29 protein-coding genes and 1 pseudogene are annotated in these 26,274 nt (G+C 70.8%); 20 read left to right on the plus strand and 10 right to left on the minus strand.

Going from position 1 to position 26,274, the window contains the following annotated elements:
- Nucleotides 1-7 precede the first annotated feature (7 nt).
- A complete protein-coding gene (locus OG259_RS40390; RefSeq protein ID WP_328946810.1) occupies nucleotides 8-673 on the plus strand; it encodes a response regulator transcription factor in 666 nt (221 codons plus the stop codon).
- 285 nt (nucleotides 674-958) lie between these two features.
- The gene (locus OG259_RS40395) at nucleotides 959-1,297 is read left to right on the plus strand and encodes a DUF4288 domain-containing protein (protein ID WP_328946811.1); all 339 of its coding nucleotides are present in this window, start codon (nucleotides 959-961) and stop codon (nucleotides 1,295-1,297) included.
- 142 nt (nucleotides 1,298-1,439) lie between these two features.
- Here OG259_RS40395 and OG259_RS40400 read toward each other — a convergent pair whose 3' ends face one another.
- Entirely contained in the window at nucleotides 1,440-1,931 is a 492-nt protein-coding gene (locus tag OG259_RS40400) for a hypothetical protein (protein ID WP_328946812.1), read from the minus strand.
- Between the two features lie 90 nt (nucleotides 1,932-2,021).
- On the opposite strand from OG259_RS40400, the gene OG259_RS40405 reads away from it, so the two are divergent.
- Together OG259_RS40405 and OG259_RS40410 are read left to right on the plus strand one after the other, a co-directional pair.
- Nucleotides 2,022-2,567: a hypothetical protein gene (locus OG259_RS40405; RefSeq protein WP_328946813.1), complete on the plus strand. Its 546-nt coding sequence runs from the start codon at nucleotides 2,022-2,024 to the stop codon at nucleotides 2,565-2,567.
- Between the two features lie 53 nt (nucleotides 2,568-2,620).
- Complete coding sequence (locus OG259_RS40410; protein ID WP_328946814.1) at nucleotides 2,621-3,493, plus strand: MFS transporter; 873 nt, start codon at nucleotides 2,621-2,623, stop codon at nucleotides 3,491-3,493.
- A gap of 136 nt (nucleotides 3,494-3,629) precedes the next feature.
- Here OG259_RS40410 and OG259_RS40415 read toward each other — a convergent pair whose 3' ends face one another.
- Nucleotides 3,630-4,400, minus strand: a complete 771-nt coding sequence (locus OG259_RS40415) for a transposase (protein WP_328946815.1) — start codon at nucleotides 4,398-4,400, stop codon at nucleotides 3,630-3,632.
- Nucleotides 4,401-4,472: 72 nt separating this feature from the next.
- Between OG259_RS40415 and OG259_RS40420 the strand changes: the two genes are divergently transcribed.
- Nucleotides 4,473-4,856 (plus strand): hypothetical protein, encoded by a 384-nt coding sequence (locus OG259_RS40420; protein WP_328946816.1) that lies wholly within the window; start codon nucleotides 4,473-4,475, stop codon nucleotides 4,854-4,856.
- A 61-nt stretch (nucleotides 4,857-4,917) separates the two neighbouring features.
- Here OG259_RS40420 and OG259_RS40425 read toward each other — a convergent pair whose 3' ends face one another.
- The 3 genes from OG259_RS40425 to OG259_RS40430 all read right to left on the minus strand — a co-directional run bounded on the left by OG259_RS40425 (nucleotide 4,918) and on the right by OG259_RS40430 (nucleotide 6,109).
- Nucleotides 4,918-5,187 (minus strand): hypothetical protein, encoded by a 270-nt coding sequence (locus tag OG259_RS40425; protein WP_328946817.1) that lies wholly within the window; start codon nucleotides 5,185-5,187, stop codon nucleotides 4,918-4,920.
- Nucleotides 5,188-5,284: 97 nt separating this feature from the next.
- Complete coding sequence (locus OG259_RS41915; protein ID WP_443052097.1) at nucleotides 5,285-5,512, minus strand: hypothetical protein; 228 nt, start codon at nucleotides 5,510-5,512, stop codon at nucleotides 5,285-5,287.
- Between the two features lie 27 nt (nucleotides 5,513-5,539).
- Nucleotides 5,540-6,109, minus strand: a complete 570-nt coding sequence (locus OG259_RS40430) for an IS5 family transposase (protein WP_443052098.1) — start codon at nucleotides 6,107-6,109, stop codon at nucleotides 5,540-5,542.
- 116 nt (nucleotides 6,110-6,225) lie between these two features.
- Here OG259_RS40430 and OG259_RS40435 point away from each other — a divergent pair, with 116 nt between their 5' ends.
- The 3 genes and pseudogenes from OG259_RS40435 (at nucleotide 6,226) to OG259_RS40445 (ending at nucleotide 8,642) form a co-directional block, all read left to right on the plus strand.
- A complete protein-coding gene (locus OG259_RS40435) occupies nucleotides 6,226-7,068 on the plus strand; it encodes a VOC family protein (protein WP_328946818.1) in 843 nt (280 codons plus the stop codon).
- A gap of 112 nt (nucleotides 7,069-7,180) precedes the next feature.
- Nucleotides 7,181-7,968: pseudogene (locus tag OG259_RS40440) on the plus strand (IS5 family transposase).
- 470 nt (nucleotides 7,969-8,438) lie between these two features.
- A complete protein-coding gene (locus OG259_RS40445) occupies nucleotides 8,439-8,642 on the plus strand; it encodes a cold-shock protein (RefSeq protein ID WP_147981444.1) in 204 nt (67 codons plus the stop codon).
- 229 nt (nucleotides 8,643-8,871) lie between these two features.
- Here OG259_RS40445 and OG259_RS40450 read toward each other — a convergent pair whose 3' ends face one another.
- The 4 genes from OG259_RS40450 to OG259_RS40465 form a co-directional block, all read right to left on the minus strand.
- A complete protein-coding gene (locus tag OG259_RS40450; protein ID WP_328946819.1) occupies nucleotides 8,872-9,816 on the minus strand; it encodes a 3-oxoacyl-[acyl-carrier-protein] synthase III C-terminal domain-containing protein in 945 nt (314 codons plus the stop codon).
- Between the two features lie 245 nt (nucleotides 9,817-10,061).
- Nucleotides 10,062-10,829: an iron-containing redox enzyme family protein gene (locus OG259_RS40455; RefSeq protein ID WP_328946820.1), complete on the minus strand. Its 768-nt coding sequence runs from the start codon at nucleotides 10,827-10,829 to the stop codon at nucleotides 10,062-10,064.
- A gap of 120 nt (nucleotides 10,830-10,949) precedes the next feature.
- On the minus strand, nucleotides 10,950-11,183 hold the full coding sequence (locus OG259_RS40460) for a ferredoxin (RefSeq protein WP_328946821.1): 234 nt from the start codon (nucleotides 11,181-11,183) through the stop codon (nucleotides 10,950-10,952).
- A 50-nt stretch (nucleotides 11,184-11,233) separates the two neighbouring features.
- Nucleotides 11,234-12,436, minus strand: a complete 1,203-nt coding sequence (locus OG259_RS40465) for a hypothetical protein (RefSeq protein ID WP_328946822.1) — start codon at nucleotides 12,434-12,436, stop codon at nucleotides 11,234-11,236.
- A gap of 383 nt (nucleotides 12,437-12,819) precedes the next feature.
- On the opposite strand from OG259_RS40465, the gene OG259_RS40470 reads away from it, so the two are divergent.
- The 8 genes from OG259_RS40470 to OG259_RS40505 all read left to right on the plus strand — a co-directional run bounded on the left by OG259_RS40470 (nucleotide 12,820) and on the right by OG259_RS40505 (nucleotide 19,216).
- The gene (locus OG259_RS40470) at nucleotides 12,820-13,620 is read left to right on the plus strand and encodes an HpcH/HpaI aldolase family protein (RefSeq protein WP_328946823.1); all 801 of its coding nucleotides are present in this window, start codon (nucleotides 12,820-12,822) and stop codon (nucleotides 13,618-13,620) included.
- Nucleotides 13,617-14,417, plus strand: a complete 801-nt coding sequence (locus tag OG259_RS40475) for a hypothetical protein (protein ID WP_328946824.1) — start codon at nucleotides 13,617-13,619, stop codon at nucleotides 14,415-14,417. Before OG259_RS40470 ends, OG259_RS40475 begins: the two co-directional genes overlap by 4 nt.
- On the plus strand, nucleotides 14,407-15,378 hold the full coding sequence (locus tag OG259_RS40480) for an alpha/beta hydrolase (RefSeq protein ID WP_328946825.1): 972 nt from the start codon (nucleotides 14,407-14,409) through the stop codon (nucleotides 15,376-15,378). The genes OG259_RS40475 and OG259_RS40480 overlap by 11 nt, the downstream gene beginning before the upstream one ends.
- A 96-nt stretch (nucleotides 15,379-15,474) precedes the next feature.
- Complete coding sequence (locus OG259_RS40485) at nucleotides 15,475-15,774, plus strand: phosphopantetheine-binding protein (RefSeq protein WP_328946826.1); 300 nt, start codon at nucleotides 15,475-15,477, stop codon at nucleotides 15,772-15,774.
- 27 nt (nucleotides 15,775-15,801) lie between these two features.
- Nucleotides 15,802-16,239 (plus strand): GNAT family N-acetyltransferase, encoded by a 438-nt coding sequence (locus tag OG259_RS40490; RefSeq protein WP_328946827.1) that lies wholly within the window; start codon nucleotides 15,802-15,804, stop codon nucleotides 16,237-16,239.
- Complete coding sequence (locus OG259_RS40495) at nucleotides 16,236-17,756, plus strand: class I adenylate-forming enzyme family protein (RefSeq protein WP_328946828.1); 1,521 nt, start codon at nucleotides 16,236-16,238, stop codon at nucleotides 17,754-17,756. Before OG259_RS40490 ends, OG259_RS40495 begins: the two co-directional genes overlap by 4 nt.
- Nucleotides 17,726-18,562 (plus strand): hypothetical protein, encoded by an 837-nt coding sequence (locus OG259_RS40500; protein ID WP_328946829.1) that lies wholly within the window; start codon nucleotides 17,726-17,728, stop codon nucleotides 18,560-18,562. Before OG259_RS40495 ends, OG259_RS40500 begins: the two co-directional genes overlap by 31 nt.
- A 3-nt stretch (nucleotides 18,563-18,565) precedes the next feature.
- Nucleotides 18,566-19,216, plus strand: coding sequence for a GNAT family N-acetyltransferase (locus tag OG259_RS40505; protein ID WP_328946830.1), 651 nt, complete (start codon nucleotides 18,566-18,568; stop codon nucleotides 19,214-19,216).
- 287 nt (nucleotides 19,217-19,503) lie between these two features.
- On the opposite strand, the gene OG259_RS40510 is transcribed toward OG259_RS40505, so the two are convergent.
- A complete protein-coding gene (locus tag OG259_RS40510) occupies nucleotides 19,504-20,355 on the minus strand; it encodes an NAD(P)-dependent oxidoreductase (RefSeq protein WP_328946831.1) in 852 nt (283 codons plus the stop codon).
- Nucleotides 20,356-20,648: 293 nt separating this feature from the next.
- Here OG259_RS40510 and OG259_RS40515 point away from each other — a divergent pair, with 293 nt between their 5' ends.
- The 4 genes from OG259_RS40515 to OG259_RS40530 are packed head-to-tail and all read left to right on the plus strand — an operon-like array spanning nucleotide 20,649 to nucleotide 26,153.
- Nucleotides 20,649-22,676, plus strand: a complete 2,028-nt coding sequence (locus OG259_RS40515) for an amino acid adenylation domain-containing protein (RefSeq protein WP_328946832.1) — start codon at nucleotides 20,649-20,651, stop codon at nucleotides 22,674-22,676.
- Nucleotides 22,673-23,818 (plus strand): thioester reductase domain-containing protein, encoded by a 1,146-nt coding sequence (locus tag OG259_RS40520; protein ID WP_328946833.1) that lies wholly within the window; start codon nucleotides 22,673-22,675, stop codon nucleotides 23,816-23,818. Before OG259_RS40515 ends, OG259_RS40520 begins: the two co-directional genes overlap by 4 nt.
- Nucleotides 23,815-24,897: a glycine cleavage T C-terminal barrel domain-containing protein gene (locus OG259_RS40525; protein ID WP_328946834.1), complete on the plus strand. Its 1,083-nt coding sequence runs from the start codon at nucleotides 23,815-23,817 to the stop codon at nucleotides 24,895-24,897. The genes OG259_RS40520 and OG259_RS40525 overlap by 4 nt, the downstream gene beginning before the upstream one ends.
- The gene (locus OG259_RS40530; RefSeq protein ID WP_328946835.1) at nucleotides 24,894-26,153 is read left to right on the plus strand and encodes a cytochrome P450; all 1,260 of its coding nucleotides are present in this window, start codon (nucleotides 24,894-24,896) and stop codon (nucleotides 26,151-26,153) included. The genes OG259_RS40525 and OG259_RS40530 overlap by 4 nt, the downstream gene beginning before the upstream one ends.
- Nucleotides 26,154-26,274: the final 121 nt, after the last annotated feature.

The following is a 26,274-nucleotide window of genomic DNA, read 5'->3' on the forward strand; positions in this document are numbered from 1 at the left end:
GGGGGTCATGAGAATTGTTCTGGCAGATGACAGCGTGCTGATAAGGGCCGGCATCCGGGAAATCTTGACCTCCCACGCTCATGATGTCATCCGCGAATGCGAGGACGCCGACGAACTGGTTGCCGCGGTCGACGAGCTGGTGCGTGCCGGAGCCGCCCCGAACATGGTGATCACGGATGTCCGCATGCCCCCCAGGAACACCGACGACGGACTGCGTGCCGCGATCGATCTGCGCTCCCGTCACCGGGACCTGCCGGTGTTGGTTCTCTCCGCCTACGTCACGGGCCCCTATGTGAGGGAGCTTCTGAACGGCCCGGGTGCCGACGGAGCCGTCGGATACCTGCTCAAGGAGAAAGTGGGCAGAGTCGCCGACTTCCTGCGAGCTGTCGAGACGGTCTCCGCAGGTGGCGTCGTGATCGACCCCGAGGTTGTTCGCCACGTCACCCGCGCGGACTCGCCACAGGGGCCGCTTGCCCGGCTCACCGCTCGGGAAAGGGAAGTGCTCGCCCACATGGCCGAAGGGCACTCCAACGCAGAAATCGCGACGGAGCTGTTTCTTTCCGGCGCTGCCGTGAGTAAGCATGTGGCGAACGTTTTCGTGAAGCTCGGCATGCCTCCCGACGAGGACAATCGGCGCGTAAAGGCCATTCTGGCCTGGTTCGAATACAACTGAGGATTGGCCCCGGGCGCCGTCCAGCAGCGCCCACAGCTCCGTGAGCCCTGCGTCGGTGCCGCAGGTTCTGGGAGCGTTCTCAACGCGTGTCGGCCCCAGAATCCTGGTCCCTACGAGCTCGTGGGCGCCGCCAGTCATTGGGGGGCGCAGGTAGTGCTCGTTCGAGGAGCTTCCGCTCGAACTCTTCGCCATGCCGTCGAACGGGGCGGAGATCTGTACTAGGGCTGTTGCGAAAGCGGATCTTCCTTTGCGACGATCACGGTTCGGCGTGAAGGGGACGACGGGTTGGCGATGAAGCAAGAGCCGAAGGCGTGGTACAGCGCCAGAACCTTCTATAGGTGGGCGAGTTGGGAAAATCGGCCCTACGAGGAGCGCGTCGTGCTGTTCAGGGCCCGGTCCCTCGGCGAGGCCGTTGAACTGGCCGAGCGGGAGTCGGCCGAGTACGCCGGGGAGAGTGACTTCGAAGTCCTCGACATGGTCCAGGCATACCGGATCTGCGACGGCGACGAAGAAGTGGGAACGGGCACGGAGGTGTTCTCCAAACTGCATGCGCTCGACCTCCCGGCGAACGAGTTTCTCGACCGCTACGACTCGGGACCGGCCCACACTCAGATCAGTGAGTGATGTCGTTGGTGGCGCTCGGCCCTGCAGTCATGGTGTGTGGGGCGAGGAGTTGTGGCGTGATCGGCCTGATGGCCTTCGATGACGCGTGCACGATGAAGCACCGCAACGATCCGCCTCCGGTCGGCTGACCGGCCCTGCCCGGTCAGCCGACCGGATTTCGGCGCCGGGACGCCGCCGCCTTCGCGTACACCTCCGAGGTTGGTTCGGGACGTGCGGCGAGTGCCCAGCGCGGTAGCACTGAAGGATGGTCGGGGAAGCGGACGACTGCTTTGGTGGGGGTGGCCGGGTTCCCCAGCGCCATCCGCCGCATGTCGTGCACGGTGAACTCGTGGGAGCCGTCGCACGAGGCGCCGGGCAGCAGATCGCAGCCGAGGCATGGGCACTGCGGCGCACGTACGAATGGCGTTTCCTCGGGCGCTCGCAGACTAGATATCCCTGGGCGCGAGGCAGCCCCCTCGCCGGTGGCCAGCGCCGCCGGCACGACTGGTGACGTCGCCTCGCCGGGTGCGACCGCGCGGCGGACTTCGGCATGCGGATGCCCCGCGAGCCTGGCGGCGACTGGCTGACGCACGATGAGGCCAACGTGTCTTGCGGTCTCCGGCATGACCGTCAGGATCGTCGCGACCTCGGTCAAGTAACCCTGCGGTAGCTTCCTGCAGTTGAGATCCGCGGCAGTGACGTACTGGCAGAGTGGAGTGACGATTCGACCGAGGGAGGCGGTTAAGTGGGGAACGACGACTGGATCAGGGATTCGCTTGCCAATGAGATGGCACGGCATTTGGTCGAGCAAGGCAACGGGTGGGCGGGACCATCTGGCACGTTCATGCAGGTGCGCAGGGAGCCGGCGCGCGACAAGTGCCACTCCATCGCCGTCTGGCCCCTTGGGGGACCCATCCTCGATCTGCAGAGCACGGTGAGGCTGTCCCAAGTCGAAGCCTTGGACAACAGGTGGCCGAACGTCTGGTACGTCAACCAGCAGGAGTACGGCTTCCTGGGCGGCAAGTTCCACTGGAAGATCATTGGATATCTAGATGGCGACGACCTGCACGCGCAAGCGCGGGAGCGTGACGGCTTCCGCCCCCGGGTGGACATCACAGCAGTGGACCTGACCATCAAGCAGGGGTCCAAGTATGTGACCGACGCCTTGGGACCTTCCACCCACGACTTCCTCACCATCCGTGCGGCGTCGCCCCTGGTAGGGCACTACGCCAGCGCGCCCTGCAAGGCGTCCTTCGCCTGGCCCTGCGTAACCGGGAAGACCACCGGCTGACACGTCGGTCGCCGCGAAGCCCTGGAAGTCACTGGCGGGATACGTGTGACCCGGTGTCCGGGCGGGGGCTCCGGTGCCAACTCGCTCCGCCCTCAGACTGGCCTTGCGCTCCCGGCCGCGACCGGGATCGCAAGGCCACGGGGCCCGTTCTTCCAGGCCAGGCGACCCGTCACCGACGCTCCGGCCCGCCCCGCCTCCTGACCCGCGAGAAGCTGGAGCGCGCCAACGGCAGGCTGTTCGCTACGCAGTCCGTCATCAACACGTTCATCGGTCCGCCGGCCGGTGCGGCGTTGTTCGCGCTGGCGGCATCGGCGGCCTTCTGCACCGGCGCGGCCGCGTTGGCCCTCGCCGGCCTGGCGGCCCCGCTGCTGCCCGCGCTGCGTCCCACCAGCAAGGGATACGAGCACCGCCGCTCGAACCCGACCACCATGGCCCAGGACATCCGCTGCGGATGGACCCACTTCTGGCGCCACGACCTGCTGCGCCGAGTCGCATTCATGTCGGCAGCAATCAACTTCTTCGGTGCGGCCACCGGCGGGCTCCTCGTCCTGCTGATCACCGGGCCGTACCGACTGGCCATGTCGAGCTACGGCTTGCTCATCGCCGTTCCCGCGGCCGCGTCGATCGCCGGCTCACTGCTCGCCGAACACGTCGTGCCCCGCATCGGCGGCGGCCCCACCACCTGGCTCGCCGCCCTCACCGCGGCCGCCGGCTACACAGTCCTCGGGATGGGCCAGAGCACGCCACTGGCCCTGGCCGCCGTGTTCTGGGTCACCACCCAAGGCCTCCGCGATGCTGAGGAACCCCCTCATCTCCGCTCCCGCGCCCGCTTCAAACCGGTTCCCACTGACACCGGCAGCCACGGCACAGGGCCGCTCCGCGTGCGGCAATGCGGAGTTGCCATCGCTGCCAGTCGCTCCCCATAGCGCCCCGGAAACCACAGGCACTGCAGGAGGTCGTCGTTCTCGTCCGGCTCGCTCACGTGCGAGTCGCCTAAGGGTTGTCCCGTAAATGATCTTCGGATCGCCTCGGGCAGGGCTGACCGCCGTACGGCCAGCTGATCTAGCCGGCGAGGGCGAGGTTGGGCATCCGGGCGATGCCGAGCATGGCGTGGTGGACGCCGTCGCCCTTGAGGCGGCAGTCGCGGAGGATCTTCCAGTTCTTTATGCGGGCGAAGACGTGCTCGACGCGGGCCCGGACCTGCTTGTGGGACTTGTTGTGTTCCTCTTTCCAGCCGCGGAGTTCGGTCTGGCCGCGCTTGCGGCGGTGAGGGATGACGAGTCCGGTGCCTGGGTAGCCGCCGTCGGCGACCGTGAGGGTCTTGCCGACTGCGGCCTTGGCGCCGGACTCCTCCCACGCCTTGCAGTCGTTGCGGTTCCCGGCGAGCGGCCGGCCGACCACAACGACCAGGCGGGTGTGGGCGTCGATGACGACCTGGTGGTTGGTGGAGTACCGATAGTTCTTCGACCGCTCGGCGATGGAGTGGTCACGGGTAGGGACCAGGGTGCCGTCCACGATGAGCACGGCGTCGTTGGCGAATCGCTTGCGGGGCTGGAGCGCGAGCATCGGCGCGAGATGGTCGATGATGCGGTCCGCTGCCGACTTCGAGATCCCGAACAGCGGGGCGAGCTGCCGCATGGTCAGGTTCGTTCGCCAGTACGCAGTGACCAGCAGGGCCCGGTCCTCCAGTGGAAGGCTCCACGGCCGGCCCTTGCGGACCGAGTCCGCACCTGCGCGACGCAGCACCGTCACCAGCTTCCCGAAGGCGCGCGGGCTCAGCCCGGAGAACGGTGCTATCCAGGACGGCTCCGACGCCGTGATCACGCCAGCCACACCAGGATCATCCCAGTTGCCGACGCTGCCCCATGTCCTCGATCCTGTGTGCTCGGCAAGCAGGGAGGGCACATGGGCCTGGTTCTTTTCCCGGGCGACGGAGACAACAGCAGTCCGGATGTCTCCTGGTCCTACAGCGGCTTTGCCACGTTCCGGCGGCGTCTGGCCGAGGCCGAGGGGCTCGTCCTGTCTGAGATGTGGGGCTTCGGCGGCGAGCGTCCATGGAGCGAGGTGTCCACCGCTCTGGAGCCACTCCTCGATCATCCGGATGACAGCGGTGACGACCTCTCGCCTGGCGAGTGCGCGTCGATTCTGGTCCGGCTGGAGGCGATCAGCGACCAGTGGGCGCGGGAGGGCGGCGACCAGCTCCTCCAGCAGCACATCAAGGATGCCCGCCAGCTGGCGGGCATCCTGCGGCTCTGCATCGAGAAGAGCGTCCCGCTGGTCTTCCTCTGAAGCCCACCGACCACGGAACCACTTACGGGACACCCCTTAGGGCGTCTCTTTCAGATCATGCTTAGGCGGCATCCCACTCTGCCTGCAGCCAGTTGAGTTGCGCCTCGCTGAGCGGAGGATTGAAACCTTCAGGGAACATGAGTGTGAGTGGCTGTGGCCACATTTTTTCGGACCCGTGCTCTTCACAGTGCAGAGCCACGAGATGCGGTCCCTCCCCGCAAGCCTCGCTCTGGTAGAAGCGGTCATGCGTCTGGCAGAAGTACGAGAACACCGTGCAGCCGTCCTCGTCAGTCGGCTCGTAGAAACCGGGGTCCCGGACGATCAGTGTCACCGGTTCCTGACGGTTGAACCGGGGGATGGGCCGAGGATCGCACCACAGCAGTCGAGGAGGAAGCACGAGATCATTCTCTGCCAAAGGCGGCTGCGAGTCAGCGCGCAGACCAGATGAAGATGCCTGCGAGATGGAGTGCCGCCAGGTAGATGGTGGCGGTCTTGTCATATCGAGTGGTCAGGCCGCGCCACTGCTTGAGTCTGTTGATGCAGCGCTCGACCGTGTTGCGCTGTTTGTAGGCGTCCCGGTCGAAGGCAGGTGGCCTGCCGCCGCGGCTGCCGAGGCGTTTGCGATTGGCGGCCTGGTCGGCGGGCTGCGGGATCACGGCCCTGATTCCGCGTCGGCGCAGATGTTAGCGGATCGCGCGGGACGAGTAGGCCTTGTCGGCCAGGACCACGTCCGGCGTGATCCTAGGGCGGCCATTCCGCCGGGGCACCCGTAAGCGGGTCATGACCTCGGGGAACGCTGGTGCGTCACCTGCCTGTCCGGGCGTGATGACGAAGGCCAGCGGGCGACAGCGGCCGTCGGCGGCGAGGTGGATCTTCGTGGTCAGCCCACCCCGGGACTGTCCGAGGGCATGGTCGTCCGGCTCGCCGGCCGGGGCCCCCTTTGACTTATCCCGGCGGCGTGCTGGTGGGCGCGGACGACGGTGGAGTCGACCGCGACGACCCAGTCGAGGTCGCCCTTCAGTGTCGGCCTGGGCGAGCAGGGTGGTGAACACACGCTCCCAGGTGCCGTCGGCGGACCACTTCCGCAGACGGTTGTGGGCTCCCTTCCACGAGCCGAAGTGCTCGGGCAGGTCCATCCACGGCCTCCCGGTGCGGTACTTGAACGCGAGCGCATCCATCACCTGCCGGTGATCACGCCACCGCCCGCCCCGCTTCGGAGTTCGATCCGGCAGCAACGGCTCGCTCGTGCCCACTGGGCATCAGTCAATGACACACATCAACCAACGATCAGATGATCCGAAGGAAACGGCCTGGAGCCTGCCTCTTGGAAGTGTGGTGTGCATGGTGCTGCATGCCGGATCGAAATCCTGTGGCAGCAGCGCTCGCCCCGCAGCGGCTGACCGAGCGGGTCGTGGGCCTCGACGAGGCGGCAGCGCTGCCGCCTGGCTTCGACTGGGCCTCTCCCCGCCGGGATGACGGTGATCGATCCGTTCCACTGCTGAATTCACGGCGGACACGACCGGGGCGGCGGGCGTGGCGTCAGGATTTGTACGGGTTGTCGGGTGATGATGGCGTAGTGCGACTTGATCACGTGTCCTATGCGGTGGCCCGCGACAGCTTCGTCTCGACCGTTCAGTGGATCGGATCGGCCCTCGGCGCCGGGTTCGTCGACGGGGGCGTGCACCCGCGATTCGGCACCCGCAATTTCATTCTCCCGCTGAGCGGCGGCACCTATGTCGAGGTCGTCACCACACTCGACCACCCCGCCGCCGACCGCGCACCCTTCGGCCAGGCGGTCGCGCGCCGCGCCGCCGAGGGCGGCGGCTGGCTCGGTTGGGTGGTCTCCGTCGATGACATCGCCCCGGTCGAGGCCCGCCTCGGCCGCACCTCGGCCGAGGGCCACCGCGTCCGCCCCGACGGGTTCGACCTGAGGTGGAAGCAGATCGGCCTGCTGGAACTGCTGGAGGACCCGCAACTGCCCTACTTCCTTGAGTGGTTGGTCCCCGTCGAGGAGCGCCCGAGCGCCGACCCGCGCACATCCACCACCGTCCACGGGGTCTCCATCGCAGGCGACGCCGCCTCCATCGCCGAATTCCTCGGCGAACCGGCCGACCACCCCCTCGACCAGATCGACGTCACCTGGGTCGAGGATGAGGAACCGGGCCTGGTCTCGGTCGAGTTCGCCACCGCCCACGGCCCGGTCACGATCTGACCAGGGCCCGACTGCCCCGCGGGAGCAGCCGGCTGGGGTCTCCTGGCCAGCGCCCGCCTCTTTGATGGGTTGGTCAGTTGATCGGATGTGTCTGCCCGATCAGTGATCACTGATGCGACTGTGGGGCCGGATCGAGCCGCTGATGCCGGCCGATCCGGTCCGTGGACGGCGGTGGGCCGATCACCGCCGAACGCTCGAGGCCATCATGTGCAAGCACCGCACCAACTCGCCCTGGCGGGACCTGCCCGACGAGCTCGGCCCGTTCCAGACCGCCCACAAACGACTGATCAGATGGGCAGTCGACGGAACCTGGCAGAACATCCTGACCGCCGTGCCGGCGGCCGCGGACGCCGGTGACGACATCGGCTGGACCGTCTCGGTCGACTCCACGATCGTCCGCGCCCCACCAGCATTCCGCCGGAGCACGCAAAAAGGGGCCGAAGGCCGCAGCGAGCCCGCCACCACGCCCTCGGACGCTCACTCCCTCGGGCGCTCACGCGGCGGTCTGAGCACCAAGGTCCACCTGGTCGCCGACGACCGTGCACGGCCCCTGGCCCTGACCGTCACCGCGGGCCAGGCCGGACGCACCCGCCTTCGAAGCGGTCGTGGCCCGCATCCGCGTGCCACGAAGCGGGCCCGGCAGGCCCCGAACCCGGCCGTTGGCCATGCTCGCGGACCCGGGCCTACTCCTCCCGTGCCATCCGGCCCCACCTGCGAACGACGCAGGCGGCCTCCCGCCCGGCTTCGGCGCCGAGATCCGCAAAGCAGCGGAACAGCGTCGAACGCTGCATCAACCGCCTCGAGCAGTGGCGCGGCCTGGCCACACGATGCGACCAACTCGCCATCGCCTACCAGGCAGCACTCCACCTCGCCGCCATCCTCATCTGGGCAGGACACTGACCAAAGAGACAGAACCCAGCGGGTGCAGGCCGGGGCCGGGCGATGGCGGCGTCCAGGTGGCGGGCGTTCCGCCGCACCACCGCGTCGAGACCAGGCCGAGGGTGGCGAGCTGTTCCGCCCGGCTCTCTTCGAGGCCGGCTCCCAGGCGAACGGACGCGCGGTCGCGGCGGTCACGACCGCCCGTGGCGAAGCGGTCGGCCCTGGACCGCGGGCGGGCTGGTCGGGCGTCCTGGCCAGAGATCGCGCGGCCTTCACCGATGGCGCCGAGGCTACGTGGAGGCGCGCCCCGCCTGCAGTCGTCTGGCTCGAGCCCCCTGCACCTTGCCGTTCGCCCGCACGGAGCCCGAATAAGATCCGATGAACGCGTGTAAGTGCGAGGGCATGCGGGGAGGACTGCTGCGGGCATCCGAAACGGAAGCCAGGGGTGGCTCGGAACCGGGTCACCGCTGAATTGACCCAGAAGGACGAGCATGGCCAGCGGCACCGTGAAGTGGTTCAACTCCGAAAAGGGCTTCGGCTTCATCGCCCAGGACGGAGGAGGACCGGACGTCTTCGCTCACTACTCCAACATCTCCGGCAACGGATACCGCGAACTGACCGAGGGCGAGACGGTGACGTTCGACATCACCCAGGGCCAGAAGGGCCCGCAGGCAGAGAACATCATCCGCGGCTGAGCCCCGCTCCCACTTCTGGCGGCGCCTGCACCCTGTGGAGGCGCCGCCGGTGACGACGGCGTACCCGGGGGTGGTCCAAGACCACCTTGCAGGGGGCCGGACGGTATCCACCGGGACGGCTCCAGAGAGGGTGGCGAGGCCGGCGCTTTCGTCATAGCGGGCGTGCGCTCCCCAGCGACGCACACGCACCCTTCACGACACGCTGGGGGCTCACGGGACACGCGGGACGTCACGCCGAGTCCGGGTCCACGCGTTCGAGGGCCACGAGGGACCACGAGCGGGCGCTGCTCGCGAGCAGCAGGACGCGATGGCCGTGGGTGAGCCGGCCCTCCGCTTCCAGCGCCGCGAGCGTGATCAGCTGGTCCGCCGAGTAGCAGTGGCCGTAGGCGGCGTGGTGGGGGGAGTACGCCTTCTCCTCCGGCATCTGGGCGGCGGTGGCGAGGAAGCGGCGGGTGGTCCCGCTGTAGTTGCCGGTGATGAACCAGTCGAATCCCCGTTCCGGCTCGGGGATGCTTCCGTTGATCCGGCTCAGCGCCTCACGTACCGCCTTCATGATGGTGCGCGCGCCCTTGAGGACCCGTTCCTCGGGGACCAGGTCGGCCTGGACGGAGGTCGCGAGGGCGAGGACACGGAACGACGGGCGTCCGGGCGGCCCGGCGGTGACCAGGCACGAGGCCGCGCTGTCGCTCATCACGGTGTCGCCGTCGGGCATGAAGCGGCTCGGGGTGGTGAGGCGGTCCGCGAAGGTCAGCAGGACGCCGGGGACGCGTTCTGCCAGCAGGACACCCCGAGCGGCCCTCAGAGCGGGCGCGAAGTTGCCGCAGCCGTTTCCGCCGACGACGAGACCGGGGGTGCGGGGGAGCGGGACGGACCGGAGCGTCTCCCAGAGGATTTGTGTGGGGGAGGGGGTCCGTGACTCCGTGGCGAGGACGAGGGAGCCCGGGACGAGACCGTCGGCGGCCGCCAGGGTGGCGCGTGCGCTGGCTGCGCCGAGTTGCGGCGCGGACCGATCTGACACCCGGCAGTGGCGCAGGCCCTCTGCGGTGAGTGCGTCCAGCCGCTGCGCCACACCGGGGTCGTCGAGGAGCGCGATGTCCGCGGGGTCGCCCAGCTCGTAGGCGAGCGCGGAGAGATGGACCTCGTGCGGCGGGGCGGCTGGGTCGGCGGTCGTCATGTTCTGGGCGTGCTCCTCTGGAGTCGTCAGGAGTGGCGCGGTACGACCTGCACTCGACGTGTCGCCGGGCGCGGGTGCGCGATCGGGCGGGCGTGTGGAGTGGGGCGGCACGACCCGCACTCGACGCGTCGCCGGGCGCGGGTGCGGGGTCGCTCGGGCGTGAGGAGTGGCGCGGTACGACCCGCACTCCACGCCTCGTGGGGCGCGGGTGCGGGTCGTGTGGCCGTGCCGCGGCCGGCGATGGGTCAGCCGCGGGTGAGCTCCCGGTGGACCTCGGTCCAGTTGTCGGCCAGCAGGTCGAGGTAGGCGTTGAAGCCCCGCTCCAGGTGCTCGATGTCCTCGGTCGAACGGCATGCTTTGGCAGCCGTGGAGAGCGAGTGGACCTTGTGCTCCTTCTCCGTGGCACCGATGTGCAGGTAGAAGTACTCGCAGTTCTCGTGGAACTCCTCGAAGCCGAAGAGGTGACGGTAGTTGCGGACTCCCTCATAGATCTGCACGAGCTGCGGGTACGCGTGCCACTCCTGGGCCAGCAGCGCGCCGCAGACCTCCTGCGGATGCGGGCTGTTGAACAGCTTCTCGCTCTCCTCGATGAGCCGCACGGTCGAGGGCAGCAGCGGGGCGGCCACCGCGTCGAGGTCGACCGCGTGGCCGCGGATGCGGCCGAGCAGCGTCTCCAGGAACTCGCGCAGGATGACGGAGTGGACCTTCGACGGGTTGCCGTTGCCCATCTCGTCGTAGAGGTTCTCCACCGTCTCCGCGCGCGCCGTGATGTCGGTCATGTTGAGGAACGCCAGGGCGATCCGGACCGGGGTACGGCGCACCCGGGCGTAGAAGTTCTTGGCGACGATCTCCACCTGGTCGGCGGAGAGCTCCTGGCCGATCCACAGGTCGTAGAACGGGTTGCGCACCGCGGAATGCTCGGCGCAGCCGCGTGCCAGGGCGTGCACACGGTCGTACGCCTCTTCGTGCGACAGCTCCTGCGGCTCGACCGGGCGGTCGGTGGTGACAGTCACTTCTTCTCCGTGAGGTTGTGGAGTATCGGGTGGGGTGAGGTGGGGTGGGGGCGGAAGTCAAGACGGGGGTGCGGGACGTGGACGGGGGTGAGGGCGAACGCCGGGAAGGTGGGCGGCGGGTCAGCCGACCAGGTAGATGCAGCCGGCGGGGCACGCCTTGGCGGCGAGCTCCGCCAGCTCTTCCTTGTCCTCGGGAACCTCCGCCTGACCCGCCTCGCCGCCCGGCTGGTCGAGGACCTCACCGCCCTGTCGCACATAGGCGAGGAAGTCCTCGCCTATGGAGAACAGTTCGGGTGCCTCTTCCTCGCAGAGTCCGCTGTTCTGGCATTTCGACTGGTCTATCCAGATCCGCATCGCATTCCATTCGTGAGTGAGGGTCCGCACGCATCCCGGCGGGAGGGCGGTCAGGCCTCTGCCTTCGGTGAGTCCGCGCGCAGCACGGCGCCCAGGGCGTACGTCTCCTCCACGACGGTTCGGATCCACTCGCCGTAGCGCACGGTGTGGCGCAGGTCGTCGGCCGTGAAGGTCTCCGACTCGTCGTGGCTCATCCGCACCACGCGGAAGTCGCCGATCATGGGCGTGAGTTCACGGTCGTCGCCGTCGTGCCGGTAGCGCAGGGCGAAGGCGGCTCGGCCCCCGCTGGAGCAGCCGATGCTCTGGTGCCCCCGATAGTGGGCGTCCTCGTTGCGGAACACCATGTGCCCGCCGTGCTTCTCCACGAACTGGCCCTGCATGCAGCCGGGGCCGTACAGGCTGCGGATCGCGCCGCGTTTGAGCTTGAGCATCCGGGCCCGGATCGTGCGCTGGAGCTGGTCGGCCGACTCGTGCCCGAGACGCTCCGCGTAGTCGCCGAGCTCGATGCCGTCCCGCAGCTGCGTCTCCGTGAAGAAGGCGTCGCTCGTGGTCATCTCGTGCGGCCGGTCCAGCATGTCGCCCAGCGGGCAGGTCACGGTGACGTGGTCGGCGCGCAGCGTCGCGTCGTCGAGCGCGGCGCGCATGATGCCGCGGAGCACGGCCGCGCTGTCGCCGTCCGTGGCGATCGCCGCCCGGGTGGCCTCACGGAGTCGTTCACCGGCCGACGCGCCCGGCGGGATGCCGAACTCGGCACGGAGTACGTCGTCCACGGCGTCGGAGAGCACGGACGCGTCGATCTCGGTGCGTGGCACGAGCCCTTCCGTCCGGTACCAGGCACGTCCGTCGATGATCGAGTACGGCTCGTGAGACGCGGCGACCAGCGGCCGCATCTCGGCCACCCGGCGGGCGAGGTCGAGCAGTGCGGCCGGCGGCTCCTCCGCGGGATCGAGCACCCCCGCGTACAGCTCGTGGCGTTCCAGCAGCGTGGCCCGGACGGCGGACGAGTCGGCCCGGTCGAGGAGTTCATCGAAGCCGACCGCCGAGAGGTCGAGCGCGAACAACGTGAGCACGAGGTCCGCCTCGTCGTCGTCCCACTCCTGCGGAGCGCGTGACCCGACCGCTTCGAGCGCGCCCCGCAGGCCCGCGCGGACCTGGTACTCGCCCTTGTACAGGAGCCAGTGGTGGCGGCTGTAGACGAGCGGCCGGCGGCAGGATTCGAGAACGCCGTTCAGACAGTTCGAGTCCGGTGCCATGGAGATCGCCGTACGGAGATGAACGGCATTGTCGATTCCGTCGAATGGTGATATCGGCATGGGATGAGGTGAATTCATTGTGCCTCTCGGATGCCAGGTGGTGGCAGCTCACGCGATTATTCGTGCCGCTCTGACCAGGAGGATTGGATTCGGCGGATACTTTCTCCGTATCGAATCGATGGTCATCCTAGCGCCCTGAATCAGAAGGGTGTAGGGAGCAGTTGAACGCTGGTGCGCTGTTCCTGCGGTATGGCACCATCCAAGCCTCATTCGATAGGCCGCCGGACCGGAAGAACGGGTTTCGAATTCTTAGTGGGCGGCCACCCGGGCCCGGGAATTCCGGCCCGGGATCGCGGAGCCGCAGACAGGAGAAGACCGCAGCGATGACAAGTCCCGTACCAGGCCCCCCGCTTCCGTGGACGGACGGCCGCCTTCGGGCGGCGATGGCCGACGGCCCGGCCTATGGACTGTTCCTGGTCTGCGGGAACGCACAGCTCGCCGAGGCCGCCGCGTACACCGGGATCGACTGGGCCGTCATCGACATGGAGGCCGGCGCGATGACCAGGACCGACGTGCTCCACCAGGTCCAGGCGCTGAACGGATCGGCCGTCACGCCGATCGTCCGGGTGCCGAACCTCGACCCCCACGCCATCGAACACGCCCTCGACCTGGGCGTGGGCGGCGTGATGGTGCCGAAGGTCAACCGGGTCGAACAGGCGGAGGAGGCCGCGAGGTACACCCGCTACCCGCCCCGCGGCGCGCGCGGCGTCAACGCGATCCGCGCGAGTGCGTACTTCACCGCCTCTGCACGGTACTTCGAGGAGGCGAACGACGCCGTCCTCTGCGTGGTCCAGATCGAGAGCCGCGAGGCCGTGGGCAACGCGGAGAAGATCGCCGCCACGGACGGCGTCGACATGCTCTTCATCGGGACCGGCGACCTTGCCATGGACCTCGGACAGCCGGGCAGCACGGCCGGCCCGGAATTCGACGAGGCGCGGCGGACGGTCCTCGCGGCCTGCGCCGCCGCGGGGAAACCCGCGGGCATCTTCGCGCAGAGCACCAAGGCGGCACGCCAGTACGCGGCGGAAGGCTTCCGCTGCATCGCCATCGGCAACGAGGTCAAGTTCTTCGTCCAGACCGCGACGCTCACCCTGGACATGCTCCGGAAGCAGAGGAAGCCGTGACGCACCCGCAGTGGGTCTCCCCCCGGCAGGCGGTACGGCGGCGGGTGATGTTCGAGGGACGGGTCAGCAGGGTCGTCGACTACTTCGGCGGCGCCGCGTCGGCGAGTGGCCCCCAGGGGTACCTCGTCGAGCAGCGGGACTACGTCCTGCGGCCGCACTTCCACCCCGTCGACCAGTTCCAGATCCTGTGCGGCGCACCGGGGTCCCTGTTCGGCCGCCGCCCGGTCGGCGCACTCGAGGTCCACTACGCCGACGCGCACACCGTCTACGGCCCGCTGACCGGCGGCGACCCGCCGCTGCGCTACTTCACCCTGCGGGCCGAACCCACCGACACGACCGCGTTCATGCCTGAGTCCCGCGCCCTCCTGCCGCCCCGCCGCACCGGACGGAGCGTGCACGTGGACGCGTTCGCGCGCGCGGCCGTCGGCCCGGAATCCGGCGATCGGGCCGCGCCCGTCACGGACGGTGCGGTCACGCTGCTGGACGACTCCCGCGACGGGCTGCGGGTCAGCCGGCTCACCTGCGGCCCCGGGGCGACCCTGCCGCTCCCGGAGGCGGGGGAGGGTGGCCAGTTCCTCTACGTCGCCACCGGCACGGTCGTATCGGCGGACGCCTCCTACGGCCCCGAGACGCTCGGCTGGCAGCCGCCGCGCACCCTCGGCGCGGCCGTGCAGGCCGGGCCGGACGGGGCCACCATCCTCGTCCTGCGCCATCCGGCGCCCGCCGACCGGGCGGCCCGAACCACGACGGACCAGCGGCGACCGCCGCACCCGAAGGGAGACACGCGTGCACGGTGACCCGGCGACGACGGCCCTCGCCCACCCCATCGACCCGGGACTCCGAAGGACCGCCCGGCTGTACCGGCGCATCGACCACACCGACCCCCTCGCCGTGCGGCGGGAGGCAGCCCGGCGCACCAGGCTGGCACGACTGGCCGGACTGTGGAACGGGACCGACGCCCGGGTCCGGGTCCGGGACACGCTCATCGAGGACGGTTCCGGCGGCCGGGTGCCCGTCCGGATCTACCGGCCCACCGGCGTCACCGAGGCCCGCCCCGCCGTCCTCTTCCTCCACGGCGGCGCGTTCCTCTCCGGAGATCTCGACTTCGAGCACCCGCGGTGCCTGGAGATGAGCCGGGAGACCGGATTCGTCGTGGTCGCCGCCGACTACCGACTCGCACCCGAGCACCCGTACCCCGCCGGCCTCGACGACTGCGTGACCGTCTACCGGTGGATGCTCGGTTCCGGCGCGGCGGAAGGCATCGACACCGCCCGGATCGCAGTCGCCGGATCCAGTGCCGGCGGAGCCCTCACCGCCGCGCTGTGTCTGCGCTCCCGCGCAGAGGGCATGGCCGCGCCGGTCTTCCAGATGCTGCTCTACCCGGTCACGGACGACCGCATGGACACCCCGTCCATGGCGGCGTTCACCGACACTCCGGCCTGGGACTCCCGCAACTGCGTCCACATGTGGGACCACTACCTCGGCCGTGGCCGCGCCGGCTCCGTCAGCGCGTACGCCGCGCCCGCGAGGGCCGCGGACCTGTCCGGACTTCCCCCGGCGTACGTCATGACGGCGGAGTACGACCCCCTCCGGGACGAGGGCGCCGCCTACGCCCGGCGGCTGACCGCGGCCGGGGTCCCCACGGAACTCCACCAGTTCCCCGGGACCTTCCACGCCTTCGACACCCTCGGGCAGGCGACGGTGTCGCACCGAGCCCGGTACGAGCACTACGCAGTGCTGCGCACCGCTGTGAACTGACCGCGGCAGGACCCGGCCGGCCGCACCGCACCACACCGAACCGAACCGCACCGCACCGAACCGCATCGAAAACGACACCATCGAAAGAGGGGCCCCGTGCCGACCGAAGACGAATTCGTGGCGAACGCGATCACTTTCCTGAAGGAGATCGGCGCCGAGACGGCGGACGTGCACGCGGACACGGACCTGTTCGCCGCCGAAGTCCTCGACTCCCTGGGGACCCTGGCGTTCCTCGACTTCCTGGAAGAGCAACGCGGCGAGGAGATCGAGATCGCGACCCTGAGGATCGAAGCGCTCTCCACCCTGCGCAAGGCCCACGGCTTCGTCTTCGCCCGGAGCGTGAGCGCCGCAGGCGACGGCCCCGGCACCCGAACGGCCGTCCCGCACCACCCGTGAACCGATGCCACGACGTCAGGAGAGTCGATGACCCACGAGATCCACACCGCGCGGAACGAAGAGGACGTACGCCGGTGCTGGCCGGTGTTCCGTGAACTGCGGCCCCACATCACCTCGGAGAGCGAGTTCGTCGAGCGCTGGAAGGTCCAGCAGGGCGAGGCGTACCGGATCGTCTTCCTGGAACAGGACGGTGAGGTCCGGGCAGCCGCCGGCTTCCGGATCGTCCACTCGATGGCCTGGGGCCGCGCCATCTACCTGGACGACCTCGGCGCGCTGACCGAACACCACGGGGCGGGGCTGGGCAGCGCGGTCCTCCGTTTCGTCCAGGACGAGGCGCGCAGGCTGGACTGCGGCGCCGTCCACCTGGACACCGGCTACCACCGCAGGCGTGCCCACCGCACGTACCTCCGGAACGGGTTCGAACTCAGCCTGCACCACCTGGAGTGGAAGGCCGCCGGGGAGTGAGGGAGCTGCTCAGGTGCCATGAGGAACTCGCCTCGGCCCGGCCGGACGACCCGGCCGTCGTCCATGCGCGCGAACCCCACACCGGCACCGTCCAGACCTGGGCCGACCTGTGCATCCGCGCCGGGGAGATCCGGGAGGCGCTGATCGACCAGGGCATCACGCCGCACCGGGTGTCGTCCCTGGTCCTGGAGGACCATCCCGACCTGGTGCCGACCCTGCTCGCGCTCTGGCGGCTCGACTGCCCGCCCGTCCTCCTGGACGCCAAGTGGGGCGGGCGGATGACGTCGTCGGTCCTGGCGCACAGCACGCCGGCGTTCGGTGTGACCTTGGACGCCGACGGGACCGGCGCCCCGCCCTCCGTCGCACCCCTCGCCGCCGACCCGTCCGACGCGCCGGCCGACGCCATGTTCATCGGCTACACGTCGGGCAGCACCGGGGACCCCAAGGCCATCGTCTTCACCCACGAGCGCCTGTACGAGGGGACGCTCGGCAACGCCTCCGCGTCGAGGCGGCTGAGCGGCCGACCTGTCCGGCGGATCGCCCGCTCGATGCGCATGTCCGGGTCCGGAGTGATCAACCTGCACCACACCTGGGGCGCTGTCCTCGGGGCGACCGTCGTCGTCCTGCCGGAGCTGACGGTAGCGACCGCGCGGGACTACTGGGCGCGGATCGAGGACCACGGAATCGACCAGACCTTCCTCGTGCCGCAGTTGATCGAGCTGGTCAACCGCTTCGCAGCCGACCGGGACACGAGCGTCGAGGCACCGCTGTGCCTCACCGGCAGTGCTCCGCTCTCGCCCCGGACGCAAGAGCGGTTCCAGCGCCGGTTCGGGACGCCGCTGTACAACGCGTACGGGCTCTCCGAGACCTCGTCGGCGGCCTTCTTCGGACACCTCGGCCCGGACGGCCTGGCGACCAACAGCGTCGGCGTCCCCGAGCGGGTGACGGCACGGCTGCGGGACGCCTCCGGCGCGATCGTCGAAGGGGAGGGCGTCGGCGAGATCGAGCTCTCCGGAGCCCAGGTGTTCACCGGCTACTACCGGAACGAGGCCGCCACCGCGCAGTCGCTCGTCGACGGCTGGCTCCGCACCGGCGACATCGGCCGCCGTGACGAGGAGGGCAACTACCACCTCGTCGGGCGCAGCAAGGACGCCGTCATGAAGGGGAGTTACGCCATCTACCTCAACGAGGTGGAAGAGGTCGCGTCGGCGCACCCGCAGATCCTGGAGGCGGCGGCGCTGGCCCTGCGGCTGGCAGACAGCACCGAGGACATCGGCTGTCTCGTACGGCTCGTGGACGGCGGCGACGTGACGGCCGAGGACATCCTCGCCCATCTCCGGGAGGCGCTCGGCGCCCAGCGGGCGCCGTGCCGCGTGGTCCTGACCGACGAACCCCTGCCCAGGGGCGGGCAGGACAAGTTGGAGCGCCCCTCGGTGGTCGCCCGCTGGGACGCCCTGCCCGGGGTGCCGCGCAGCCTGGCCGGATCGTGGCAGGACCACGGGGCGAGCGCGCGGTGATCGCCGGAGTGACGCACCTGACCATGGAAGCCGGCCTGGACCACGGGACGGCTCTGGCGGAGCCGTGGGGCTTCGCGCCCGTCTTCCGCGACGAGGTGGCGCTGGAAGCCGGATTCGAGGGCATCGACGACGGGGACACCCTGCTGCCGCTCGCCCTGCTCGCCGGCCCGGGAGGTCTTCGGCTGGAAGTCGTACGGCACCGGCGGACGTCCGGCCGGCCGAGCGCGTACGGGGCACTGTTCCGCGGCCCTCCGCCGGACGGAGACGCCGTCCCGGAACAGGAGGTGGCGGAGCCGGTGGTGCGGGACGCTCTCCGGCGGGCCGGCCCGATGGCGGATCCGGTGCACCGCCGGCTGCCCGCGGTCGGCGGCCTCGCGTGGTACGACGCCGCAGCCACGGAGGGTGGGCTCGCTGGGATATTCTGCACGGTGCCCGACGTGATCCAAGAGACCGTGTTCTGGGCGGAGTTCGCCGCCGCCTCCTGGCAGGAGCGCGGTTCGGACGTGGCGTGCGGAACGATCCCGTCGCCGCGACCGCAGGGGGAGTGCGCGTTCGTGATCGCCCGGAGCGAGGACGGACCCGGCCACGCGATGAACGACGTCGGCTTTCCGTCCATGGGGGTGTTCAGCACCTCTGTCGAGGCGGACTGCGACCGCGCGCTGGCCGCGGGCGCGACGTTGCTCGCCGCGCCGATCGTGACGGACGTCGGCGGCCGGCGTCTGGCCATGGCCCTGATCCGGACGCCGGGCGGCGCACCCGTCGAACTGCTCTCCGTCGCGAGGAACCGAATGAGAAGGATGGGATGAACGATGGTTTTCACGGGTGAGGGGCCGGTTCTCGAAGGCGCGCTGGTCCGGCTGGAGCCGCTGACGCACCGTCATGCCGCGGACCTGGCCGCCGCCGCCGAGGAGGACCGGAGCTCCTACGGGTTCACCTGGGTGCCCACGGCCGCCGAGACCGGCCGCTACATCGACGAGCAACTCGGGCGCGCGGCCGCGGGCCGACTGGCGCCGTACGCGCAGGTCTCCCTCCGTACGGGGCGGGCGGTGGGCGCCACGGCCTTCTGGGATCCGCGCCCGTGGCCGGGCGAGGACCGGCTGTTCGCCGTCGAGGTCGGTTTCACCTGGCTCGCCGGGTCTGCCCAGGGCACCGGCGTGAACACCGAGACGAAGTACCTGCTGTTCCGGCACGCCTTCGAGGAGTGGCGGGTGTCGCGGGTCGACCTCAAGACGGACGCCCGCAACGAGCGGTCCCGGGCCGCCATCGCGAGCACGGGCGCGCGGTTCGAGGGCGTGCTGCGGAACTGGTCGAAGTCCTGGGCGCCAGGCGAGGACGGCAGGCTGCGCGACTCGGCGATGTTCTCGATCACCGCCGAGGAGTGGCCGGAGTGCCGCAAGCTGCTGGAGGAGAAGGTGGAACGCTCCCGCGCCCGCTCGAACGGGTCCCACTCCGCGGCATGACCCACCGGCGCCGCCCTCGGCGCCGGGGACCCTGCGCGCGCCGCCGCCGGCGGCCGCGCGCCCATCGTCGACAACAACCGCCCCCGGCGGACGGCATGCACTCGGCGCCGCCACCGGCCGGTGCGTGCCCGTCGTCCTGGTCGGCCGCGACGCGCCCGCCGCCGGCGTGGGGCACGCTCGTCGTTGTCGGCCGTCTCGTGCTTTCCACCCGGCCCCCGTCCGCACCCGTGTCGCCGGCGGGGGCCGCGGCCTGCTCGGCGCCGCCGCCGGCGACCTGCCGTCGCTCGCTACCAGCCGCTGAGGCGGGACACGGAGCCGAAGTCGACCTCGGTTCCGTAGCGGACGGCGGCTTCGTCCATGCGGGCCCCGGCGGCCCGCCCGAGCGGGGAGTCGACGCCCAGCTCAGCCGCCAGGTCGAAGGCGTGGCGCAAGTCCTTCACCATGTAGCCGAGTTTGAAGCCGGCCTCGAAGTCCCCGGCCAGGACGCGGTTCGGATACAGGTGTGCGAGCTGGGCGTTGGCCCCGCCGCCGCCCGAGGTGACGGCCTCGATCGCGGTACGGACGTCGACACCGGCCTCGCGTGCCAGGGCGAGGGCCTCCCCGGAGGCGGCAGCGTTGACGGCCACCAGGTAGTTGTTGAGCAGCTTCACGACGAGACCCGACCCGACGGGCCCGCAGTGGCGCAGCCGGGCCGGGTCGCCGATCGCGGTGAGGACCGGCCGCGCGCGCTCCACGGCCGCGTCGGAGCCGCCCACCCAGAACGCGAGCGCCCCGGCGCGCACGGCCGCGATCCCCCCGCCGGCGGGACAGTCCAGGTAGTCCACGCCCAGCGCCCCGGCCAGGGCGGCCAGTTCGCGCGCGACCCGCGGGGAGTGGGTCGACATCTCCAGGACGACCGCACCGGGCTTCGCGGCCGTGAGTATCTCCACGACGACCGCGCGGACCTCCTCGGAGTCGGGCAGCACGGTGCAGATGACGTCGGCGCCGTCGGCCGCCGCCGCGGGGCCGCTCACCGTGTGCCATTCCGCCGGCAGTGCCGCGGGAACGCGGGACGAGACCACGACGTCGTGCCCCGCCGCGATCAGACGTTCCACCATGGGTGCCCCCATCAATCCGGCACCGACGAATCCCACGCGCATGGAAATATCCCCCTTGAATGTCGTGAGTCATTCGAGCCCGGGGAGATTACCGCATGTCCGGCTGTGTACAACAGGCGAACTTGTACCGCCTCTTGCATATCTGTACGACGGCAGAAGTATCTACTAGGCTCCGTCGACGACCAGGGGCGGAGGACATTCGGACCGCTCGGTCTTTCTCTATTTCAATGGATATCCTTTGACGGCGGCGGGTCCATTCCGTATTGCCGTCGGAACAGGTGAGTTGAGGCGAGATGGTGTTCTGGCGAAACGACGGAGACTTGCCCTCCGGCGTCGTGGTGAACGACAAAGGGCAGTTTTCCCTGTGGCCCGCTGATCGCCCGTTCCCGCACGGCTGGCATTCCACCGGATTCACCGGAACACGCACGGAGTGCCTGGCGGAGATCGAGCGCATCGCGGCAGCGGGCACGGGGAAGCCCGCGTCCGCCGGCGGCCTCGGCACCCCGGAGCCGCGGCGTCCGGCCGTCGGCGAGGCGGCGCTCATGGGCTCCGTCCGCGACGTGCCCGACCTGTCCATCACCGCGCTGATCCGCGCACGGAACCTCCCGCCGGAGCAGCCGGCCGCCGGCCACGGCACGGTCCACATGACCCGGGGCGAACTCCTGGGGACCAGCGCCGGATGGGCACGCGTGCTCGTGGCCGAGGGCTGTGGCCGCGAGGTCCCCGTCGCCGTCCTGCTGCCGCGCGGCCTGGACGCCCTGACCGCGATCCTCGCCGTCCTCGAAGCCGGCGGCGCGTACGTCCCGCTCTCCTGCGACCAGCCCCTGGACCAGCTCCGGGCGACACTCGACGACTGCGGCGCCGCCCTCGTGATCGCCACGGACGACCTGGCACGAGCCCTCGGCGGGCCGGACCGCAGGACGCTCACCGTGACGGATCTGCGCGACGCCGCACCCGGAGCCACCGCCGTACCCGAACCGGCCCGCGCCGACGACCTCGCCTACGTCTTCTACACCTCGGGCACGACCGGCGAGCCCAAGGGCGTGGAAGGAACGCACCGGCAGCTCGTCAACTACGCACTGTGGTGCGCCGAGGCGTTCGCCCATCGGCCCGGCGAGACGATGTTCCTCAGCGCCTCCCTGTTCTTCCTGGGCTCGCTCACCACCATCTTCACGCCTCTGCTCGAAGGGTGGCCGGTGACGATCCTCCCGGACAAGGCGAGCACGGACGAGCTGTCGGAGGTCTGCGCGGCCGTCGACGGCGGCCTGCTCAAACTGACGCCGACCCACATCCGGATGCTCATGGCGCGCGAGGTGCCCGAGGGCGGTCTGGCACGCCAGCTCATGGTGGGCAGCGAACCGCTGACCTTCAGTCGCGAACTCGCCCGCTGGATGGCGGCCGACCCGGACCGCGTGGTGGTGAACCACTACGGACTCACCGAGACGCACGGCTGCTTCTGCCACTGGCTCTCCGGCACCGAGGGCATCGGCACACGGGTCCCGGTCGGCCGGCCGGTCGACAACGCCGAGGCGTACATCGTCGGCAGCGACGGCGAACTGGCCGGCGTCGACGAGGTGGGGGAGCTGTTCGTCGGTGGGCCGTCGATCGGCCGCGGCTATCGGCGCCGCCCCGCGCAGACGGCCGAGCGATGGACCCCGCACCCCTGGGGCACGGACGGGGCCCGGCTGCTGCGCACCGGCGACCTGGCCCGGATGGACGCGGAGGGTGTGGTGACCGTGCTCGGCCGCGCGGACCGGCAGGTGAAGATCCGTGGCCACCGCGTCGAACCGGCCGCCGTCGAGGAAGCACTGCGGATGCTGCCCGACGTCAAGGAGGCCTTGGTGCTGCCGCGTGAGACGGACGGACAGACCGGACTGGCCGCCTACATCCTTCACGAGGAGGGCGCGGAGCTCAGTGCCGGCGCCGTCAGGTCCGCGCTGGAGGAACGGTTCCCTCCCCAGTGGGTGCCGGCCCGGATGGCGATCCTCAGCGAGTTCCCGGTGAACGCCAACGGCAAGGTGGACGTCCGCGCGTTGCCCGAGCCGCACCCCGTCCTGACCCTCGCCCCGCACACCGCGGGCGGCGGAGGGCGCTGGACCAGAACGGACCGGCTCGTCGCCGACGCCTTCTGCGAGGTGCTGCGCATCGAGGAGATCGGGCTGGAGGACGGCTTCTACGAGCTCGGGGGCGACTCTCTGGCGGCGATGGAGGTGGCCGCCCGGGTCGGCGGGACGGTGGGACGGGACGTACCTCCGCCGACGGCGGACGGCGCCACCGTCCGGGAGTACGCGCTGAGGATCGCCTCCGACACGGGTGCTTCCGGTACTGCGGACGCGGACGAGCCGACGCGGACGTCGGCATGACCGGGGGCGAACCGGTCACGCTGCTCACCGGGGCCACCGGCTTCCTCGGCTCCGCCCTGGCCGCCCGTCTCCTCGAACAGGGGCGGACCGTGCGGTGCGTGGTCAGGGGAGCGACGGCGAACGAACGGATGCGGCGGCTCCGGGCCGCCCTGCGCGTGACCGAAGTGCGCGGCGCCTCCCGGGAGGAGGGGATCTCCCCGGCGGAGTGGGAGCGCGTCGAAGTCGTACCCGGTGACCTCGCCCAGGAGCGGTTCGGCCTGCCCCACGAGCGGTTCGAGGCCCTCGGGGACGGCGTCACCGACATCGTCCACTGCGGCGCGCGGGTCAACATGGTGCTGCCGTACGGTGCGCTCCACGGCGCCAACGTCCGCGCGACGGAGGAACTGCTCGGCCTCGCCGAAGCGCGCGGCGCCCGCTTCGCGCACGTCAGCAGCATGGCCGCGGTCGCGCACCGCCTCACAGGGGAGCCGTTCGAGCTCCTGGACCCGGTGTCCGGCGGCTACGGACAGAGCAAGTGGTCCGCGGACCGGCTGGTCAGCGTCGCGCACCAGGAGAAGCGAGTACGGACGGTGATCCTCCGTCCGGGGCGCGTCACCGCCGACTCCCGTACCGGCCGGTCCAACCCGGACGACCTGATGGAAGGAGTCGTCCGGATGTGCGCGACCCTGGGGGCGGCCCCGCGCCTCGACGCGAGCGTCCGGCTCAGTCCCGTCGACTGGGTCGCCCGGCTGATGATCCGGCTGGCCGGCGACGACGCCTCCTTCGGCCGGGCCTACCACGTCGTCTCGGACCGGAGCACGCCGTGGAGCAGCGTGCCCGCGGCACTGCGGGCCGCCGGATACGCCGTGGACGAGCTGCCCTACGACGACTGGCGGTCGCTGGCGGTCGCCGCCGGGCGGGACGACGTGGACCTGGCCAGGTTGGCCCACGCGCTGCCCGCCGGCGGGCTCGTCTTCGACGACCGGGCGGCGAGCCGCCCCGCCCGCGCTCGCCGCGACCTGGCGGAGGGTTTCCCCGAACCGCCCGAACCGGAAGCCCTGCTACGGAGCACCCTCGCCGCCTGGCGGCGCACGGGCCGGCTCCCCGCGCCGCACGGATCCCCCGCCGATGCGCCGCGCCCCGGCCACGGAGGCGACCGATGAGCCCCCGCCGTCTGCCGCTCCACGACGAACACGTCCGGCTGGGCGCCCGGATGACCGAGTCCGGCGGCTGGACGCTGCCCCTGGAGTACACCGGCGCCTTCCAGGAGTACCGCGCCCACCGGCGCGGAGCGGTCGTCTGGGACTCCTCGGACCTCGGATCGGTCCGGGTGGAGGGCCCCGGCGCGTTCGCGCTGGTACAGCGGACCTTCACCAACGACCTGCGCCGGGCCGGGCCGGGGCGGAGCCAGTACACCTTCGTGCTCTCTCCGGCTGACGGCGGCGTCGTCGATGACCTGATCGTCTGGTGGGTGCGCGACGAGCTGTTCCTGCTGACGCCCAGCCGGCCGGACGCCGTGCTCGACGCACTGCGCTCCGTACGGGCCACCGGAGTGGGCGCCGACTGCGCGGTGTCGGACGTGTCCCACGACCGGGTCCTGCTCGCCGTGCAGGGGGAGGAAGCGCGGGCCCGGATGGCCGGCCTCGACCCCGACGCGGCCCGACTCGGCCCCTTCCGGGTGCGGGAGACGCGGATCGAAGGGGCCCCCGGCTTCATCGCGACCACCCGCTTCGGCGGGCAGACCGGCTTCGAACTGCACCTGCCGGCCGCCGCCGCCCGCGCCGTCCACCGCCGCCTGGTGGGGGAGGGCGTCGCGCCGGCGGGCCTGGCGATGCGGGAGACCCACCGCGTCGAGGCCGGTGTGCCGCGCCACGGACGCGAACTGGGCCCCGGCATCACACCCCTGGAGGCCGGCTGTGCCGCGGCGGTCGCCCTCGACACCGACTTCACCGGCCGCGACGCCCTGCTGGCGGCGCACCGGACGGGCAACCGGAGGATCTTGCGCAGTGTCCTGATGGGCAGCCGCAGACCGCCCTCCCCCGGGGATGCGGTCCTCCTGGCCGACGAGCAGGTGGGCACCGTCACCAGCGGCAACTACTCACCCCGCCACCACCGGGGCCTGGGACTCGGATTCGTCTGCCCCGACGTGCCCGTGGGAACCGGCGTGACCGTCCGTACCCCGCACGGGGACCTGGACGGCGAAGTGACCACGGTCCCGGTCGCCCGAGGAGCGGCCCGGTGACGATCAAGGAGGCGCACATCGACGCCGTCGACATCTTCGATCCCATGGACCCGCAACTGCTCAAGGCACCGTTCGCGGCCTACCGGCGGCTACGCGACCAGGACCCGGTCGCGTATCTGGCCCCCCTGGACGTCTGGGCCGTGAGCCGGTACGCGGACGTCCGGAGCGTCCTCGCCGCCCCGGACGCCTTCTCGGCGGCGCGGGCCTTCGGCAGGCACGCGATCCTCACCGACTCCCGTCGGCCCGGACTCCAGCTGAACCTGCGGTTCTCCGGCGACTCCGGCGGCGTCGTCTCCTCCACCGACGGGGAGGACCACGCCCGTCTGCGCCGCATGGTGGCCAGGCTGATGAGCAAGCCCCGGCTCGACGCCGTCGAGGCGGGGGTGCGCGCGCACGTCGCTCGGATCCTCGACGCGCTCCGGGACCGCTCCGCCTTCGACGTCGTGGACGACCTCGCCAAGCCCGTTGCCACGAAGGCGATCGGGGACATCATCGGGCTCGGCGACGACACCGCGCGTTCCCTGGCCGCCTGGGCCGACCTGACCGCGCGCGCCCTCGACCCGGGCGACGAACTCGCCCTGGCGGCCGCGGCCCCGGGCATGATGCTCTCCAACCTCACCGGCGCGCGGACGGTGACGTCCGCGCTCGACGCCCGGGTCGCCGGGCTGCCGGAGGGGACCGGGAGCGGACTGGTGGAGGCATGGCGCGCGGCGGACTCGCAGACCGCGCGTGAGGAGACGATCCTCTCGGTCCTCCAGCTCTTCCAGGCCGGATACGAAACCATCGTGTCCGCGCTCGCCCACATCGTGGCCGGCTCCGTGGCCGACCGACCGCGATGGGCGGCACTCGCCGCGAACCCGGCGACGCTGGCCGGGCTGATCGACGAGGGCACGCGGCTCGCCTCACCCGTCCGCGCCACCTTCCGCACCGCGGTGGGCAGGCAGCAGATCGGCGGGACGGCCGTGCCCGACGGTGCGCGGATCATGATCCTGATCGGTTCGGCCAACCGCGACGAGCGGGTGTTCGCCGACCCCGACCGGATGCGCCCGGAGCGCGCGACGCCGCACGTCGCCTTCGGCGCGGGACCCCACCGGTGCCTCGGCCGGTTCCTGGCGCAGATGGAATCGAGGCACGTCCTGGGCGAGCTGGCCGCGGCCACGCGGAGCGTCTCGGCGCTCGGCGGGGAGCGGGTGGCCGCGAACATCCTCAAGGCCGGCTACGACCACCTGCCGGTCGCCGTCGAGTGGCACCGATGACCCCCTGCCGCAGCCGTACGCCCCTGCGGCAGGGGCAGATGGAACCCGGACCGGGACAGTGACGCCCCCGTCCGAGTCCTTACGGGCTTCCCGGCCCGCCGACACCGTCACCCCCGGGCCC

This window comes from Streptomyces sp. NBC_00250 (genome assembly GCF_036192275.1).
Classification (GTDB): domain Bacteria; phylum Actinomycetota; class Actinomycetes; order Streptomycetales; family Streptomycetaceae; genus Streptomyces.

Excerpts from the sequence above, each read along its gene's own strand:
- OG259_RS40390 (WP_328946810.1), top strand. The coding sequence starts at position 8 with ATGAGAATTGTTCTGGCAGATGACAGCGTGCTGATAAGGGCCGGCATC.
- OG259_RS40420 (WP_328946816.1), top strand. The coding sequence starts at position 4,473 with ATGGGCCTGGTTCTTTTCCCGGGCGACGGAGACAACAGCAGTCCGGAT.
- OG259_RS40445 (WP_147981444.1), top strand. The coding sequence starts at position 8,439 with ATGGCCAGCGGCACCGTGAAGTGGTTCAACTCCGAAAAGGGCTTCGGC.
- OG259_RS40450 (WP_328946819.1), bottom strand. The coding sequence starts at position 9,816 with ATGACGACCGCCGACCCAGCCGCCCCGCCGCACGAGGTCCATCTCTCC.
- OG259_RS40460 (WP_328946821.1), bottom strand. The coding sequence starts at position 11,183 with ATGCGGATCTGGATAGACCAGTCGAAATGCCAGAACAGCGGACTCTGC.
- OG259_RS40465 (WP_328946822.1), bottom strand. The coding sequence starts at position 12,436 with ATGGCACCGGACTCGAACTGTCTGAACGGCGTTCTCGAATCCTGCCGC.
- OG259_RS40470 (WP_328946823.1), top strand. The coding sequence starts at position 12,820 with ATGACAAGTCCCGTACCAGGCCCCCCGCTTCCGTGGACGGACGGCCGC.
- OG259_RS40490 (WP_328946827.1), top strand. The coding sequence starts at position 15,802 with ATGACCCACGAGATCCACACCGCGCGGAACGAAGAGGACGTACGCCGG.
- OG259_RS40505 (WP_328946830.1), top strand. The coding sequence starts at position 18,566 with ATGGTTTTCACGGGTGAGGGGCCGGTTCTCGAAGGCGCGCTGGTCCGG.
- OG259_RS40510 (WP_328946831.1), bottom strand. The coding sequence starts at position 20,355 with ATGCGCGTGGGATTCGTCGGTGCCGGATTGATGGGGGCACCCATGGTG.
- OG259_RS40520 (WP_328946833.1), top strand. The coding sequence starts at position 22,673 with ATGACCGGGGGCGAACCGGTCACGCTGCTCACCGGGGCCACCGGCTTC.
- OG259_RS40525 (WP_328946834.1), top strand. The coding sequence starts at position 23,815 with ATGAGCCCCCGCCGTCTGCCGCTCCACGACGAACACGTCCGGCTGGGC.